We start from the raw sequence: 17,614 nt of genomic DNA, 5'->3' as shown, positions 1-17,614 counted from the left end.
GTTATTCAAATATTTTTTTTGAAACAGATACTAGATTCAATATTTTTATAAGGTTCGTAATTTGGAATTACGTCATAATTATTCCTTTTATAAAGCTTTACAGCTGGCAGCATTTCTTTACTCGTTTCCAAAAGAACAAACCTAAATTCATTTGCTTTAGCCCATTTTTCAAGCTCCTCCAAAATCTTCATCGCAATCTTCTGCCCTCTAAATTCTGGTTTCACATACATTCGCTTTACTTCCACACCCTCTTCATTAAAAACTTTAAAAGCACCGCAACCCACAGCTTCACCATTACAATAAGCTACAACTACATGGTTTAAATGATCAATTTTATTATGTCCACGAAAAAACTCATCATTATCACCATTGATTCCTGACAAGTACATATCTAATTCTTTAACTAAGATTTTAAAATCTTTGTTTGTGGAGTCCGTTCGTATTAAATTAATCATTCTTTAGATGTATTATACTATTACTAAAATATACTATCTCATAAATAAAAGCTCACGGTACTTAGTCAAAGGCCACAAATTATCATCTACCAACAACTCTAATTTATCAGCATGATATCGTATTTCATCAAAATAAGGCTTTACCTTATTATTATAGGTGTCAGCATTTTTTTGTCCTTTTAGCTTATTAGCTTTTTTTCTTTCTTCAGTCATTAATTCAATTGTAGAATTAATTTCAGCAATGTGATTCGATATTTTCTTAATTAAAACTATCTGTTCTTTCGCAAATGCTTCGTAGTCGCTTTCAAAAATTTCCTTTAATCCTCGAACGTTCTCAATCAAAGTGTTTTGATATTGTATAGCAATAGGAATTACATGATTACGAGCAACATCTGCCAACACACGACTTTCAATTTGAATTCGTTTTACATATTCCTCTAATTCAATCTCATGTCTAGCTTGGACTTCCACCTTATTCATAACATCCATTTCTACAAAAAGTGAAATTGCTTTTTCAGAAATTTGTGCTTTCAATGCTTCTGGTGTTGTTTTATTATTACTTAGACCGCGTTTTTTAGCTTCCTTTTCCCAAGCTTCGCCATAACCATCACCCTCAAACCTAATTTTTTTAGACTCCTTTATATATTCTCTTAATACATTAAATATAGCCTCATCTTTTTTCAACTTCTTGTCATCAACGAGTTTATCCACTTCATTTTTGAAATCTTTCAGCTGTTTCGCTATAATAGTATTTAATACTGTCATAGGTCCTGCACAATTTGAACGAGATCCTACTGCACGAAATTCAAATTTATTTCCTGTGAATGCAAATGCCGAAGTCCTATTTCTATCAGTATTATCTAATAGTATCTCAGGAATCTTTCCTACAATATTTAATTTTAAATCAGTTTTTTCTTGAGGTGATAATTTTCCTTTTGTCACATTTTCTAATTCATCTAACACACTAGACAATTGTGAACCTATAAACACCGACATAATAGCCGGAGGAGCTTCATTAGCTCCTAATCGATGATCATTACTTGCACTTGCAACTGAAGCTCGTATTAACTCTTCATATTCATAAACGGCTTTTATAGTATTGACAAAGAATGTTAGAAACTGTAGGTTTTTCATTGGAGTTTTACCAGGACTCAACAGATTAACACCTGTATTGGTTGATAAGCTCCAGTTATTATGCTTACCAGAACCATTAATTCCTGCAAATGGTTTTTCATGAAACAACACTTTAAAGTGATGGCGTTGCGATACCTTTTCCATCACATCCATTAATAATGAGTTATGATCGACTGCTAAATTCGCCTCTTCATGAATCGGAGCCAATTCAAATTGATTCGGCGCTACTTCGTTATGTCTGGTTTTAACTGGAATCCCTAACAACATACATTCCTGTTCCAAATCACGCATAAAACTCATAATTCTAGATGGAATCGTTCCAAAATAATGGTCGTCTAACTGCTGTCCTTTAGCAGACGCATGTCCTAAAAGAGTTCTTCCTGTCATCATAATATCAGGACGTGTTGCTGCCAAAGCTTTATCTATTAAGAAATATTCTTGCTCCCACCCCAAGGTGGCATTTACCTTGGTTACATTTTTATCAAAGTACTTACAAACTGCTGTTGCAGATTCATCAACTGCCTGAAGCGCTCTTAATAAAGGAGCCTTATTGTCTAATGCCTCACCCGTATAGGCTACAAATACTGTTGGAATACATAAAGTGGTACCATATATAAACGCAGGAGAAGTAGGGTCCCAAGCCGTATAACCTCTTGCTTCAAAAGTATTACGAATTCCTCCATGTGGAAATGAAGAGGCATCAGGCTCCTGTTGTACCAATTGACTCCCATCAAAACGCTCCATTGCACCACCTCCTTCAATAGTTTCAAAAAATGCATCATGCTTTTCAGCTGTTGCCCCAGTTAAAGGCTGAAACCAATGCGTATAATGAGTCGCACCTTTTGAAAGCGCCCAATCTTTCATACTTACAGCAATTTGGTCTGCTATTCTCCTATCAATCTTAACTCCAAACTCAATAGCATCCATCACACTTTGATAGGCTTCTTTTGTCATATGCTGTCGCATAGCTTTTTCATTAAAAACATTCTCACCAAACAGTTCTGATCTTCTTTTTTTCTCTTCTATAGAAATAACATCTCTGTTTAAAGCTTCTTGTAAAGCACTAAAACGACTTACTGACATAACAAAATCTTAATATTTACACCTCAAAAATAAGAAATATCAAATTACACCCCTAAAAAAACAAGGTTAAACTCAAAAATAAAACGTTTTAGTAAAAACACCCCCTAAAAATTTGGGGGTATTAGAAAAAATACTGACTTTTGTAATAAATAACACAACAACAATATTTTATAGTATAAAAAGTAAAATCGATGAGTAGATCAAAATTAGAGTACATTTGGTTAGACGGTTACTATCCAACTCAAAACATGAGAAGTAAAACTAAAGTTGTAGAAGACTTTAGCGGTAAATTAGAAGACTGTCCTATTTGGTCTTTTGATGGTTCTTCAACAAAACAAGCAGAAGGAGGAGACTCAGATTGTTTATTGAAGCCTGTTGCAATTTACCCAGATCCAGCTCGTGAGAATGGTTTCTTAGTAATGACTGAAGTTTTAAATGCAGATGGTACAGCACACGCTACTAATGGTCGTGCTAAAATAGATGATGATGATAATGATTTTTGGTTTGGTTTTGAGCAAGAGTACTTTATTATGGACTCTCACACACAACTTCCTTTAGGTTTCCCAATTGGTGGATACCCTGGACCGCAAGGTATGTACTACTGTTCTGTTGGTGGTAAAAATACTCATGGTAGAGATTTCGTTGAAGAGCATGCTGATTTATGTATTGCTGCTGGATTAAACTTTGAAGGTATTAACCAAGAGGTTGCTTCAGGTCAGTGGGAATTCCAATTATTTGCTAAAGGAGCTAAAAAAGCTGGAGATGAAATTTGGGTTGCTAGATATTTACTTGACCGTTTAACTGAAAAATACGGATACTATATTGAGTACCATCCAAAACCAGTAAAAGGAGATTGGAATGGTTCTGGTATGCACGCAAACTTCTCTAACACTTTATTAAGAACTTGTGGAAGTCAAGAGATTTACGAAAAAGTTTGTGAAGCTTTCCGTCCAGTAACAAAAGAACACATTGCAGTTTATGGAGAATACAATGACCAACGTTTAACAGGTTTACACGAAACTGCATCTATTAACGATTTTAGTTATGGTATTTCTGACCGTGGAGCTTCAATCCGTATTCCAATTATTACTGTTGAGAAAGGATGGAAAGGTTGGCTAGAAGACAGAAGACCAGCATCAAACGCTGATCCTTATAAAGTAGCTGGAAGAATTATTGACACTGTTAAAAGTGCTAAAATTGAAGTCGAAGCATAAGTAACAGCTACAAAAAATGAAAAAACCGCCAATGGCGGTTTTTTTTATGTTCTTTATTTCAATACTTATGTAATTGTCATGTAGATAAAAACAACATATGCTCCTAACAACAACACTCCATCTCTCCATCCTAACCTTCTTCCTTTAGGAATAAACACTAAAGGTAATATTGCAAACGAAATTGCTAACATCCAAAATATATCGTGGTTAATTAAACTTGCAGCATCTTCCTTTACCTGTATTGGAGTTATCATGGAAGTAATTCCTAATACCGCCAAAATATTAAACACATTTGACCCTATTAAATTCCCCAATGATATGGCCTTTTCCTTATTAATTACTGCAATTATAGAGGCCGCTAATTCTGGAACACTTGTTCCTACTGAAACGACAGTTACTCCAATCACAGCATCACTAACCCCCAAGCTCTTCGCTAAAGTAACGGATCCATCAATCAAAAGCTCGGAACCAGCCCACAAGCCAAAACCTCCAATTGCTAAAAATAAAGCTATCTTAAATAAGGGTAAATCTTCATCATCCTCTGGCATTTCATCAACAACAGCTTGTTTTTGAAAACGTAATAAATAAATTAAAAAAGCAACTAAAGATGTAAATAGTATAATTCCTTCATACGTTTGAATGGTTCTATCATTAACTATAAAAAAATACAACATCACCGAAGCAATCATCATTACTGGCCAATCCGTTTTATAAAAACTTTTTTCTACATCAATTGGAGAAAGGATAACCGTTATAGCTAATACCAGCGCCAAATTCGCAATATTAGAACCTATCACATTTCCTACAGCCAACCCAGTAGCACCATCTAATGCCGATTTTATACTCACAATTAATTCTGGAGCAGAAGTTGCAAAAGAAACAACGGTCATACCAATTACTATCTTTGGTATGTTAAGCTTTAAAGATAAACCTACAGCTGCTTTTAATAACCAGTTCCCTCCAAAAACCAATAACGTTAAACCTATAATAATGTATAAAATGCTCATGGATTATTTTTTTTTGCGAAGATATAATTTTTAAGCAGTTTTTGATAACTGAAACTGAACTTCATTCCAATACCATTAAAATGAGATTTTCAACAAACTAAAAAAATGAAAAGGTCTTTTTTATCCAAAAAATTAATCGTTTTTCCTTTGCTTTCAAAAAAAACTCAAAATACGCCCTTTACTTACTTAACATGTAAAACACAAAACCACCATTAAAACTTCATTTTAAAACTTAATTATAGATAAAAAGATTACACATTAAAACAAAAACAACTTTTTACACTACAATTATAAATTCAATTTGGAAAATAATTTGGTTTTGATTTGGTGGAATAATTGGCTTTCTCATATCTTCAAAAAACAATTCCGGAATTGACAAAAATTTATTAACAAAAACACTATTAAACTAATGATCACTATTACATTAAAACTAATTGTAATTATAATGAATGTTATTGCATTCTTGCTTTTATTTTATTAATCAACTATTAAAAAAATTATACTATGTTAACATTTTTTGGAATTCTATTAATTGTTATTGGTATCGTTACATTGATAATGAACTCAATACTAAAAAATAATAAATACCTAAGCTGGTTTACAACAGCAAGAAGTATTCAAGTATCACTTTTAGGTGTCTTTTTAAGCATTTTTACTGGGATGTTTTTCTACGCAGAACCAGGAACAGCTTACGCGGTTCAATATCCTTGGGGAGATCAAAAAGCGGTATTTAGACAAGGTATTAACACTAAAATGTGGGGGCGTTTAATTCCTATTCAGTTTGAAATGCCTATTAAATATGTTATTCCTGACACAAAAGGAAATTTAGGTGACCAGAGTAGGTATGCATATGTAGACAAAGCTAGACAATGGGAGTTTAACGATGCGGTAAAAGGGAAAATTGCGACTTCAATTGTTATAAGTATTAACATTAGCGATGATAATCAATTTCTATCAGTTGCTGATAGAAATAAAACCGAAAAAAACTTAATACGTTCTCGTATTATTCCAAACATTGATCAATCAATAAAGAACACTTGTAAACTGATGGCTGCACAAGACTACATCTCAGGGCAAGCTGCGGATTTTGACAGATATTTTCAAGATCAATTAGAGAACGGAATGTATGTTTTGGAGGAGTTTTCTGATAATGAAAATCCAGAAGTTATTGGTGACAGCACTGTTGTCAGGACAATCCCAAATAAAGAATCTCGTCAAAAAAGGTTTAGAATAAAATACAATGAAGGACAACCTGTAAGAGTAAAAGGAAACTCGTTAAAATCGTACGGACTTACTGTAGTACAAGCAGTAGTTACTGAAATTGATTGGGAAGAAACCTTCGACAACAGATTACAATTGCAAAAAGAAGAAGTTGCACAAACGCAATTAGAAAAACAACAAGCTGAAAGAGAATTTTATAGAGCACAAAAAGAAAAAGCAAAAGGTGAAGCTGAAAAAGCGAAAGAAAGAGCTAGATTAGAAAAAGCACAAATACAACAAACAATTGCCGCGGAAACAGAAGCTAAAGTTGCTGAATTCAATTTGATAAAAGAAAAAAAGCAATATGAAGTAGAACAGTTTAAGGCGAAGAGTAAAAAAGTTGCTGCTGATGCTCAGTACTATGAAAATGCAAAATTAGTAAGTGCTGGATTAACACCTCAGGAACGTGCTGAGTGGGAATTCAAAACCGCAGTGGGAGTTGCTAAAGAATTGAAAGATTTAAAACTGCCTTCAACATATATTGAGGGAAGTAAAAACGGAAACAGTGGGAATTTGCTACAATCATTAATTGGTGCTGAACTAGCTAAGAAAATGATGGAAAAGAAGAAATAGAGAAAAAGTAAAAAATAAATAGACAGGGCGCAATCGCGCTCTGTCAAATATATCGACTACCAAAGGGCAATATATACAAGTATATCCGTAAAATTTTCGTTATTTTTGATGTAAATCAACTACAAAATGAAAACTTCGGTATTTAAGTTATTGGCCAAGCTAAACAAAATTCTTTTGCCTTCATTTACCAAAAGGCAATTGGATATTACAAAAGCTTCAAAGTTTCAATTAGCTATTATTGGATGGAGAGCTTTTGTTACAATGAACTCGTTAAAATAAAAATTATTAGTATGGAAGAATATATTAGAATATATACCGGTTCAGGTATTTTAGTAAATCGTTTAGCATCGCTATTGAAAGAGAACAATAGTCGATTTATCATTAAAGATGAAAAGGAATCTGCACGACTTGCTGGTTTTGGAACTACAGGGGACTCTGTAGAGGTTCATATCTTAAACTCTGATTTAGAGGGCGCTAAAAATATTATTGAAAATTTTAAAAAAGAAATCGAAAAATAATTTTCAGAAACTAAAAAATAGTTATATATTTGCACCCGCAAATCAATGGCCTCGTAGCATAACTGAATAGTGCACTTGATTACGGCTCAAGAGGTTGCAGGTTTGAATCCTGCCGAGGTCACAACGAAAAACTCCTAACAATTTTGTTAGGAGTTTTTTTATATACTACTATAAGTTTAACATACTTTTTTTGGCTATTCTCCCCACCTTATCTTACTCGATAACATAAACAATCTAACTACTATTCCTCACCGAAAAACTAAAGATTTTATTTTAACTACACCTTATGTTCCTCCCTATCAATTAATAACAAAAAATAAATAACATATATTTACAATAAATACAATCCTGAAAATCAACAAAATAAACTATCTGAAAGGTTAATCAGAAAACTACTACTAAATATTTAGAATTTTAACTAATTTAAATTTATATATCATGAGTGGAAACTTATTAATCAGAATCGGAATTGGAGTTATTTTTATTTGGGGTGGTCTCGAAAAATTTATCCCAGGATTTTTAGGCGGGGTTGGTTTTACAGGTGCTTCTGGGTTTATAGGAGGACTTTTTGGTGTAAAGGGTATTATTGCCACTATTCTAACTTTAGGTTTGGCGTTAACTGAATTAGCTGCTGGTATTTTAATTATCAGTGGTAAAAAACTTTTCGAAGCTTACGCCGCATTAACAGCAATTCTTTTAGTGGCCATTGTTATGGTTTGGCTTCCTGCTGGATTCAAAGATATCAGTGGCAACAACAATGTTACCTGGGTCACTTTAATTACCCATATTGGACTATTATTAGTACTTGCCGGGTTAACCCTAAACCATAAAAAATCATAAGAGATACATTTACAAAATACAAAACCAGATTTATGCTGGTTTTGTATTTTAATTAGTAATCTTCTATCTTCATTTTGCATAACTCAAACTTTACTCACAAATACCCCTATAAGCATGATTCTTTCATCAACTTCTACACCTCTAAAATCTCAAATAGATTTAAATCCACACTCCAAATTACACCTTTCACCATCGCCCTCAAACTTAGCTAACCCAAACCCCTTACCTACAACAAAATACAACTCCTATCGCTCACTACCAGGAACTCCTTTGTGAATAAAAAAGATACTTTGGACTAACTTCGAAGTTCATAACCTCTATAAAACGTCAACCATTTAATCTGTTTTGGTATTCGAACACTAAAGAGCCCCAGTTTTTTACTTTCATCGTAAATTCAGTTTTACAATATCGTTCTAAAGTTGCTTGAGGAATCTTTTTTAAAGGAAAGTAAATTGATATACCAGTAGCATGTTTATATATATTTCCATTTACAGTTTTAATTATTATTTCATCTAAAAGCAAAAACAACTTATCACTCTTACTTTTAAATAAATCATCTCCTTCTTTCGAAATTATTTGAAGAAAACATTTCAGATCAACATAGTTATTATATTTGAAGTCAACACACTTTCTCCTAAGTTCCATGAACATATTTAACAACCTTGCATCTTTTAAAATCATAAAACACCAATCGTCGAACATTTTTACAAACTTGTTTATTTGCACTGTATTTGACATTGATAAGGTAAAATCCTCTCCCCCTTTTAACTCACATTGGTGCGAATACCCACACAGTATTTGTTTAGAAAAATCTAGAACATCCCGCTGTTTTTTAAATAAGTTATCATACTCCCACCCTTCTGGTGGTTCTACATTTTGTGAAGCTATTATTAAATCAGCATAATTTCTAACTACGTAGAAAACCTCGATAGTAGCCATTTGACACATATCAAACCCTATTAACTTAAAACCTTTTTTTCGTCCAATTTTTAAAGCTTTTTTTAACTCATCTAGCTCAAGTACATCGTTCTGCGAATAATCATGAGCACATCCTTCCCAGCCATAACCATGACCCCATAAAATCAAATAATTATTATTTCCTGAGCAAGAACCACCTCCCCATTCAATAAAACTCTTTAAAGCTCTATAATCTCCTGTATTTTTTTCTTCAACAAAAAAAACTTTAACTCCTTTAGAGTCTACTATGTATCTTTTAGTTTTTCTTCTTGCTTTTTCCTTAGATATATAGGTTTTGTAGCGATCAATCTCTATAAAAATTCGGTAACCACTCCCTACTTCAGAACGCAAAACTCCATTTAACTCTTCTTCGCTTTCTAAATCTAAATTATTATCTCCTGCTATAAAAAGAAATAAATTCGTCATACCCCTTTACATTAATTAAAAAAAGTCTCAAGTGTATACCCGAGACTTTCTTCATTAGTTTCTCTGATCAACGTAAGTTGCATATGCTTCCCCTGCCACCTTTGAAATTTCAGCAATTCCATCATTAAACTGATCCCATGCCTTTCCAGCAAGCTTTGTTAAATCTACGTCCACCCCTTTTTCTTTCGGGATATGGCTTTCAAGTTTACTAAATGCTTCTTCAATTTTTGCATGCAACTCATCTTTTAGATTGTATAAATCATTTGCTTTCATAATAAAAAAATTAATGTTAATCCCTTGCATATTATAACAATACACGTGATGTTAAAATCCCTAGAAATAGGTATTCTTCAAAAAGGCAAATTCAAGTGAAACCGAAAACAGCTATCAAAGAATCCCTCACCCCCATACTTATACACCATAGGTAATCACCACTTAACCACCACATAATAAACAAACTAACTACCAACCACATAATCAATTTTCTTCCATCTTTTTTCACTAAACCCCAAATGAAAGGATTTTAATTCAACAAGAAGTGAGCTACATGAAATGGAAAAATTGCTATGGATGCTACATTCAATTAGCTAATAAAAGCTCTATACATTCAAGAATAAGATAAATTAGTCATACTTCGTTCTTACTTCAAAAGTAAAAAGTGAAGAAATCTTATAAGTCTTCTCGATTTTTTTATACCCCAAAAACAACTAAAAAAACAAAAAACACTATTGTCTAATTTGAACAACACCCCTTTCACAGCAAACGCACTACACTACAATTTCGACGCGTAATCGTATATATCTTTGCTGTGTAATTAAGAGATATTCCCCTTAAATAAATAGCTACTACTAAGCTATCAAAACAACAAAATTTTCTCCCCCTTGAAAATTCCCCCCACGTTTTGGTAGCTTTTTTATTTTTAATAATTAACTAATCTTTTCAATTAAAACAAATCCCCACGTTTACTGGCGCACCTGTTCTATATAGAATTGTATCTACATTTTTCTATAAAGTTCATTTTGCGAAAAATTAATCCAAATTTATTAGTGCTAAGATTTCTTCTTTCAAACAGAAAGTAGCTAAATCTTTACACCTTTGTTCAGCTATTTGAATTTCACCCAGTGAATTCAAAAATGTATTATTTCTGTTGAGGCAAATAATAGGGATTAATTTATTTAAAAAAGTTTTTTCTCATTTTTACCCAATTTTAGACAGAAAATGTCTAAAATAAGACAACTTATGTCTATTTTCAAACACTACTTCTGTCACTGCAAAAACACTACATTACCCATACAACTGGAAAGATTAGATACATTTGTAGTGTAATTGAAAATTATTTCCCCTTAATAGTTAAGCAATTCGCAAGCTATCAAAACGATTTTCCCTCATTAAATTTCCCTCTGTTTTTGATAGCTTTCTTTTTTTTATAAAATCCAGCTATATTTATTTCCAATCAGAATAAGAGAAAAGATTTCTCATTTCAGTCGAAATATGAAGTAGTATATATTCAATACGACATAAACATTATTTCGAAAAAGTGAAACGACTCAGAGATTTTTACTTGAATAACGTTTAATATTATAATCTTTAAGTTTCTTCTCACAACCATAAGAATTCTTGAGCTTTTGTTTTGTGTTAAGCGGAATAATTAACTCCACAAAAAAACCTCCTAATGATTACTCATTAAAAGGTTTCTAAATATATAACTATTGACAATAAACTTCTGGTTACAAAGTTCATTGGAACTAAATTTACAACCGCGTAGTGGTTAAAAAATCTCCTTTGCTATTGCTTTAATATTACTCGACTTACCCATTGAATAATAATGCAATACAGGAACTCCTCCTTCAATAAGCTCTTTACTTTGTTGAATAGCCCACTCTATACCTACCTGCCTTACTTCTTTATTGCTTTTACATGCTTCCACAGCCTCTACTAACTCTTCAGGTAAATCTAATCTAAAAATTTGAGGTAAGATTTGTAAGTGCCTTTTAACTGCGATAGGTTTGATCCCTGGAATAATAGGTACATCAATACCAATCTCTCTTGCTTTTTTTACGAACTCAAAATATTTTTTATTATCAAAAAACATCTGAGTAACTACATAATCTGCACCAGCATCCACTTTTTCTTTCAACCTCTTTAAATCATTTGTTAAACTTGGTGATTCAAAATGCTTTTCAGGATATCCAGCAACCCCTATACAAAAATCAGCTTTATAAGGTGTTTCAATAATTTCATGCAGATACTTCCCTTGGTTTAAATCGCAAATTTGCTTTACCAAATCTGACGCATAGTTATTCCCCCCTTCGGAAGGTTTAAAATACTGTTGATCTTTTCGAGCATCACCTCGAAGTGCCATTACATTATCCAATCCTAAATAATGGCAATCTACCAAAACGTACTCTGTTTCCTCTTTTGTAAACCCTCCACACAAAACATGAGGAATTGCATCTACATCGTATTTATACTTTAAAGAAGCACAAATACCCACCGTTCCTGGACGCATTCGGGTTACTTTTTTCTCTAACAATCCATTTTCCTTCGGAAGATATACATATTCTTCACGTGATGTTGTTACATCAATAAATGGAGGTTTAAACTCCATTAATGGATCTATATTATTATAAAGTTCCTGAATGTTTTGACCTTTTTGAGGAGGTACAATTTCAAATGAAAATAAGGTTTTTCCTTTTGCGTTTTTTAAGTGTTCTGTTACTTTCATATGGCTCTCTATCTAAAGAGTTATTCTTTTAGTAGTTTGTTTTTTACTGTTTCAAAATCTTCTTTATACTCCCAGTAAATCCATCTGCCATCAACATAATCACTTAAAATATACTTCTCACTAATGGATTTAATTCTTGATATAGCTACTACTTTTTTCGAAAAGTTTTCTACCTCAACATCTTCAATTACCTCTTCATTATGTTCGTTATACCCGTGTACTATTTTATGACTTCCAAGAGTTAATTCTATAAATTCTGTTTTACTCATAATTTTAATTGTCCACTATTGTCGGATGCAACCATTTTCTTGCTTTTTCCAATGTTATATTTTTTCGTTCAGCAAAGTCTCTAACTTGGTCATCAGTTATTTTACCCAATCCGAAATACATTGCTTCCTCGTTAGCAAAATAGTAACCAGAAACAGCTGCTGCCGGCCACATTGCTAAACTCTCCGTTAAGGTTACTCCTATATTTTCTTCAACTTGTAACAGTTCCCAAATCGTTTCTTTTTCTAAATGATCTGGGCATGAAGGATACCCAGGAGCCGGACGAATACCTTTATATACTTCCTTAATTAATTCGTCATTTGATAGGTCTTCTGCCTCAGCATATCCCCAATGTTTTGTTCTTACTCTATGATGTAAATATTCAGCAAATGCTTCAGCAAAACGATCGGCAATAGCCTGCGCCATAATTGCATTATAATCATCATGATTGTCTTTATAACCTTGCGCTAATTCATCTGCACCAAAAATGGCTGTACAAAATGCTCCAACATAATCTTGCTTTCCAGATTCTTTAGGAGCAATAAAGTCGGCCAGTGCAAAACTTGGCTTCCCTTCTCTTTTCTTTAATTGCTGACGTAATGTTCTGAATATTCCAATTTGACCTCCTTTCTTTTCAACAGAAATATCATCATCATTGATTGTATTCGCTTCAAAAATTCCGAAAACAGCCTTCGGTTTCAAAGATTGCTTCTCTATAATTTCTTGCAACATTTTTTGTGCATCTTCATACAAACTTGTTGCCTGCTCTCCTACGACTTTGTCTTCTAAAATTTTAGGAAATCTTCCATGTAAATCCCATGAACGGAAAAATGGACTCCAATCAAAAAATGGAATTAGTTCTTTTAAGCTAATTTGCTCTAACTTTTGAACTCCGAGTTCTTTTGGTTTCGAAATATTCACCGAATCCCAATCGATTTTAAACTTACGTTCGCGAGCTTCTTCTATAGAAATGTAATGCTTTTCTTTTCCTCGTTTTAAAAACTTATTTCGAAACTCTTCATAATCATGTTTTAACTTCGCAACATATTCATTTCGAGTTTTTTTATTCAATAAATCCCCAACCACGGTTACAGCTCTTGACGCATCATTTACATGAACTACCGCATTTTTATATTGTGTATCAATTTTAACAGCCGTATGTGCTTTCGAAGTTGTTGCACCTCCAATTAACAATGGAATTTCAAAATTTTGACGTTCCATTTCTTTAGCTAAATACACCATTTCATCAAGAGATGGCGTAATTAATCCACTTAATCCAATGGCATCAACATTTTCTGCTTTTGCTGTTTCAATAATCTTTTCTGGCGGTACCATTACACCTAAGTCTACAATTTCATAATTGTTACAACCCAAAACGACACTCACAATATTTTTACCAATATCATGGACGTCACCTTTAACGGTAGCCATTAATATTTTTCCAAGAGCTTTTTGCTCTTCACTTTTTTCAGCTTCAATGTACGGATTCAAATAGGCAACTGCTTTTTTCATTACACGAGCCGATTTTACTACCTGTGGTAAGAACATTTTTCCTTCTCCAAAAAGATCTCCAACAACGTTCATTCCAGCCATTAAGTGCCCTTCAATTACCTGAAGTGGTCTTTCAACACTTAATCGAGCCTCTTCTGCATCTTCTTCAATAAAAGCATCAATACCTTTTACTAATGAATGCGTAATTCGATCTTGTAACGGCAATGTTCTCCACTCTAAAGCTTTACCATCATCTTCTTTTTTCTTTCCTTTTACAGTTTCAGCAAAATCAAGTAAGCGCTCGGTAGCATCATCTCTCCTATCGAGAATTACATCTTCAATATGTTCTAATAAATCCTTCGGAATGTCATCGTAAACCTCCAGCATCGCAGGATTTACAATTCCCATATTCATTCCAGCTTTAATGGCATAATACAAGAATACCGAGTGCATCGCTTCACGAACTGTATTATTCCCTCTAAATGAAAAAGAAACATTACTAACCCCTCCACTTACACTGGCATGTGGTAAATTTTCACGAACCCAACGTGTAGCTTCAATAAAGTCAATTGCATTCTTTCGATGTTCTTCCATTCCAGTAGCTACTGGGAAAATGTTCAAATCGAAAATAATATCTTCCGGAGGAAAGTTTACCTTATCTACTAAAACTCTGTAAGACCTTTCAGCAATTTCAATACGACGCTCATACGTATCTGCCTGACCAACTTCATCAAAAGCCATTACGATTACCGCAGCACCGTATCGTTTAATTTGAGTTGCTTCCCAAATAAACTTTTCTTCTCCTTCCTTTAAAGAAATAGAGTTTACAACTGATTTTCCTTGAACTACTTGTAATCCCGCTTCAATAATTTCCCATTTCGAACTATCAATCATAATAGGTACACGAGCAATATCAGGTTCAGAGGCAATTAGATTTAAAAAACGAACCATGGCTTGTTTTCCATCAATCAAACCATCATCCATGTTTATATCAATAATCTGAGCACCTCCATCAACTTGATGTCTTGCTATAGCCAAGGCTTCGTCAAATTTCTCTTCTTTTACTAGCCTAAGAAACTTACGAGAACCTGCTACGTTGGTTCGTTCTCCTACATTAATAAAATTGCTTTCAGGAGTAATAATTAAGGGTTCTAATCCTGATAAACGCATGTATTTACTTTCTGCTTTACTCATTATGAAACGGTGTACAACTGCTGTTAACCAAAGCTAACAGCAGTATTTTTTATTTTACTCTAATATATTTTTCTATGATATCTCTATTGATACCAGCATCCTTTACCTCTTCTTTTCCAAATTGGATAAGGGTATCACCCACTATTTTTACTTTAAATGGAAATTCGTGGTTTCTGATAGCTTCAACACCTACGTATTCTAATTTTTCAACATAATCATCACCATTCAGTGTGTAGCTACCACCACCTCCGTAAAATCCGTCAGCAGTTCCTTTGTTTTGGTTAAAAAATGCAAAGTGACTCTTGTTTATGATTTTAATAAAATCAGTTTTGGACAAGTCCTTTACCTGAACAGAATCCTTTTCTTTAATTTCTCCGTATACCAACTTCCATGTTCCTTCCACTTTTAATGTGTTTTCAGTTTCTGATTTCACTTCTTCGGCTGCGGTTGTCTGGTTACTGTTTTTTTGACAAGACATTGCCAGGAGTATCATACATACTCCGCTAATCATTTTGTTCATCTGTAGGTAGTTTTCTTGGTTTATATTTGGCGGCAACAGTAGCGATTGCCTGTATATGTTCAGGTGTTGTTCCGCAACACCCTCCGATAATATTGATTAAATTCTTTTTTAAATACTCCTCAATTTGATTTGCAGTTTCGTCTGGTGTTTCATCATATTCACCAAAAGCATTTGGTAATCCTGCATTTGGATGTGCAGAAACGGCAAATTCAGTTTTAGGAGCAATAGCTTCTAAGTGTGGTTGTAGTAAATTGGCTCCTAAGGCACAGTTAAATCCAACTGATAACAAAGGAATATGCGAAATAGAAATTAAAAATGCTTCAGCGGTTTGTCCTGACAAGGTTCTTCCAGAGGCATCTGTAATGGTTCCTGAAACCATCACTGGGATTTCTATATTTCGTTCTTCTTTAATTTCTTCAATTGCAAACAAAGCTGCTTTGGCATTTAAGGTATCAAAAACAGTTTCTACCAATAACAAATCAGAGCCTCCATCTAACAAAGCTTCTGCTTGTTGTTTGTAAGCAATACGTAATTCATCAAAAGTTACAGCTCTATAGCCAGGATCATTTACGTCTGGAGACATACTTGCTGTTCTGTTTGTAGGACCAATAGATCCAGCAACAAACCTAGGTTTATGCGGCTCTTTAGCTGTAAACTCATCTGCTGCTTCTTTGGCTAGTTTTGCCGATTCAAAATTTAGTTCATATACTAAATCCTCCATCTGATAGTCTGCCATCGCAATAGTAGTACCCGAGAACGTATTTGTTTCAACAATATCAGCTCCAGCAGCAAAGTATTGTCGATGTACATCTTTTACGGCTTCAGGTTGTGTGATAGATAATAAATCGTTATTCCCTTTTAAAGGAATTGGATAGTCTTTAAAGCGCTCTCCACGAAAATCTTCTTCAGTAAATTTATAGCGTTGTAACATGGTTCCCATGGCTCCATCTAGCACTAAAATTCTTTCTTGTATTTCTTTAAAAATGTTTGACATTCCTGATTTGTTAAGGTGTGTGTTATCAGGAAAAGAGAAAAGTATTTCTTTTCGTTATCTCTCTGTTCTAACAGTAGAATGTAGCACCTTCTTTGATTTTCAAAGGGTTGCCAAGGTTTCAACGGATCTATTCCCTCCACCTTTCTTGATAACACAAGTTAAGTTTATGAACTCGGGTGCAAATAAACGAATTATTTTTTATATAAAGCCATATTTTTAAAGGAGTTTTAAATTTTTAAATGTTGAATTCTTAGTGTTAAATTCTAAATTCTAAATTTTAAGTTTCTATTCGTTAATTTTAAATTTTGATTGTTAAGTTTTTAGCGTGTTGATTTCTCAACAGTTACACTCCTCGAAAGGAATCAATTATTATTTCGAGTGAAATTTTGTATCGAGAAGTCTTTAATAATAAGAATCTTTAATTCGTTCTCGATACCATTTTTAATCTACCCTTCAATCTATTAAAATCACTTGAACTGACAGTGTTTTTTTTTAATATTGAATTCTATTCTTTATAATTTTGACCAAAGAGAAAAATCTAAATAATCAAATAAGTATAAAAAAGAGGCTAGATTTCTCAGTCATACCCTCCTTCGAAATGACTCTCTGTTGTCACTTCGAGTGGAATTTCATGTAGTAAAACGAAATGAAATTTTGTGTCGAGAAGTCTTTCATAAACTATACTTACAACTAGTTCTCGATACCATTTTAATCTACTCTTCAATGGATTAAAATCACTTGAACTGACAATACTATTTAGAATATTGTTTATAGAATAGTATTTTGTTTGTTTTGAGATTAAATAGTTGGTGGTTTAATACAATTAATTGTAAAAAAAATTATCAAATCATTATAAAATTTAAACTAAAAATTGAACAATAGTAGCCGATAATTAAACATTTAAAGAACGAGCATTCAGAATCTGTAATTATCATTAAAGGGAATTGCAATACGCT

The 17,614-nt window shown here is 33.1% G+C and carries 15 protein-coding genes, 1 tRNA gene and 1 riboswitch; of the genes, 6 read left to right on the top strand and 10 right to left on the bottom strand.

Features of this window, described 5'->3' with window-relative positions; all coding sequences use genetic code 11:
• Positions 1-5: 5 nt before the first annotated feature.
• Together ACKTTV_RS14885 and ACKTTV_RS14880 are read right to left on the bottom strand one after the other, a co-directional pair.
• Positions 6-455, bottom strand: coding sequence for a GNAT family N-acetyltransferase (locus ACKTTV_RS14885; RefSeq protein WP_408031652.1), 450 nt, complete (start codon positions 453-455; stop codon positions 6-8).
• 33 nt (positions 456-488) lie between these two features.
• Positions 489-2,672, bottom strand: coding sequence for a glutamine synthetase III family protein (locus tag ACKTTV_RS14880; RefSeq protein WP_408031651.1), 2,184 nt, complete (start codon positions 2,670-2,672; stop codon positions 489-491).
• 191 nt (positions 2,673-2,863) lie between these two features.
• Here ACKTTV_RS14880 and ACKTTV_RS14875 point away from each other — a divergent pair, with 191 nt between their 5' ends.
• Positions 2,864-3,886 carry a glutamine synthetase beta-grasp domain-containing protein gene (locus tag ACKTTV_RS14875; RefSeq protein ID WP_408031650.1) on the top strand — a complete coding sequence of 341 codons (1,023 nt, stop codon included), beginning with the start codon at positions 2,864-2,866 and terminating at the stop codon, positions 3,884-3,886.
• A gap of 65 nt (positions 3,887-3,951) precedes the next feature.
• On the opposite strand, the gene ACKTTV_RS14870 is transcribed toward ACKTTV_RS14875, so the two are convergent.
• Positions 3,952-4,893 (bottom strand): calcium/sodium antiporter, encoded by a 942-nt coding sequence (locus ACKTTV_RS14870; protein ID WP_408031649.1) that lies wholly within the window; start codon positions 4,891-4,893, stop codon positions 3,952-3,954.
• Between the two features lie 504 nt (positions 4,894-5,397).
• Here ACKTTV_RS14870 and ACKTTV_RS14865 point away from each other — a divergent pair.
• The 5 genes from ACKTTV_RS14865 (at position 5,398) to ACKTTV_RS14845 (ending at position 8,084) form a co-directional block, all read left to right on the top strand.
• Positions 5,398-6,726, top strand: coding sequence for a hypothetical protein (locus ACKTTV_RS14865; RefSeq protein ID WP_408031648.1), 1,329 nt, complete (start codon positions 5,398-5,400; stop codon positions 6,724-6,726).
• A gap of 126 nt (positions 6,727-6,852) precedes the next feature.
• Positions 6,853-7,005 (top strand): SsrA-binding protein, encoded by a 153-nt coding sequence (locus ACKTTV_RS14860; RefSeq protein WP_408031647.1) that lies wholly within the window; start codon positions 6,853-6,855, stop codon positions 7,003-7,005.
• An 11-nt stretch (positions 7,006-7,016) separates the two neighbouring features.
• The gene (locus tag ACKTTV_RS14855; RefSeq protein WP_408031646.1) at positions 7,017-7,244 is read left to right on the top strand and encodes a putative signal transducing protein; all 228 of its coding nucleotides are present in this window, start codon (positions 7,017-7,019) and stop codon (positions 7,242-7,244) included.
• A gap of 47 nt (positions 7,245-7,291) precedes the next feature.
• Positions 7,292-7,365: transfer RNA gene (locus ACKTTV_RS14850), tRNA-Arg, on the top strand.
• Between the two features lie 317 nt (positions 7,366-7,682).
• Entirely contained in the window at positions 7,683-8,084 is a 402-nt protein-coding gene (locus ACKTTV_RS14845) for a DoxX family membrane protein (RefSeq protein WP_408031645.1), read from the top strand.
• 327 nt (positions 8,085-8,411) lie between these two features.
• On the opposite strand, the gene ACKTTV_RS14840 is transcribed toward ACKTTV_RS14845, so the two are convergent.
• The 7 genes from ACKTTV_RS14840 to ACKTTV_RS14810 form a co-directional block, all read right to left on the bottom strand.
• Entirely contained in the window at positions 8,412-9,467 is a 1,056-nt protein-coding gene (locus ACKTTV_RS14840; RefSeq protein WP_408031644.1) for a clostripain-related cysteine peptidase, read from the bottom strand.
• Positions 9,468-9,521: 54 nt separating this feature from the next.
• Positions 9,522-9,740 carry a hypothetical protein gene (locus ACKTTV_RS14835; RefSeq protein ID WP_408031643.1) on the bottom strand — a complete coding sequence of 73 codons (219 nt, stop codon included), beginning with the start codon at positions 9,738-9,740 and terminating at the stop codon, positions 9,522-9,524.
• Positions 9,741-11,235: 1,495 nt separating this feature from the next.
• Positions 11,236-12,192, bottom strand: coding sequence for a methylenetetrahydrofolate reductase [NAD(P)H] (gene metF, locus ACKTTV_RS14830; protein WP_408031642.1), 957 nt, complete (start codon positions 12,190-12,192; stop codon positions 11,236-11,238).
• A 20-nt stretch (positions 12,193-12,212) separates the two neighbouring features.
• Positions 12,213-12,461, bottom strand: coding sequence for a hypothetical protein (locus ACKTTV_RS14825; protein WP_408031641.1), 249 nt, complete (start codon positions 12,459-12,461; stop codon positions 12,213-12,215).
• A gap of 4 nt (positions 12,462-12,465) precedes the next feature.
• The gene (gene metH / locus ACKTTV_RS14820; RefSeq protein ID WP_408031640.1) at positions 12,466-15,144 is read right to left on the bottom strand and encodes a methionine synthase; all 2,679 of its coding nucleotides are present in this window, start codon (positions 15,142-15,144) and stop codon (positions 12,466-12,468) included.
• A gap of 49 nt (positions 15,145-15,193) precedes the next feature.
• The gene (locus ACKTTV_RS14815) at positions 15,194-15,664 is read right to left on the bottom strand and encodes a hypothetical protein (protein ID WP_408031639.1); all 471 of its coding nucleotides are present in this window, start codon (positions 15,662-15,664) and stop codon (positions 15,194-15,196) included.
• Positions 15,648-16,658: a homocysteine S-methyltransferase family protein gene (locus ACKTTV_RS14810; RefSeq protein ID WP_408031638.1), complete on the bottom strand. Its 1,011-nt coding sequence runs from the start codon at positions 16,656-16,658 to the stop codon at positions 15,648-15,650. The genes ACKTTV_RS14815 and ACKTTV_RS14810 overlap by 17 nt, the downstream gene beginning before the upstream one ends.
• 51 nt (positions 16,659-16,709) lie before the next feature.
• A riboswitch (SAM riboswitch) is annotated at positions 16,710-16,813 on the bottom strand.
• Between the last annotated feature and the right edge of the window lie 801 nt (positions 16,814-17,614).

This window comes from Tenacibaculum xiamenense, assembly GCF_964513065.1.
GTDB lineage: Bacteria > Bacteroidota > Bacteroidia > Flavobacteriales > Flavobacteriaceae > Polaribacter > Polaribacter xiamenense.
The sequence above is the reverse complement of the archived record's forward strand: the minus strand, read 5'-3'. Positions and strand labels throughout refer to the sequence as shown.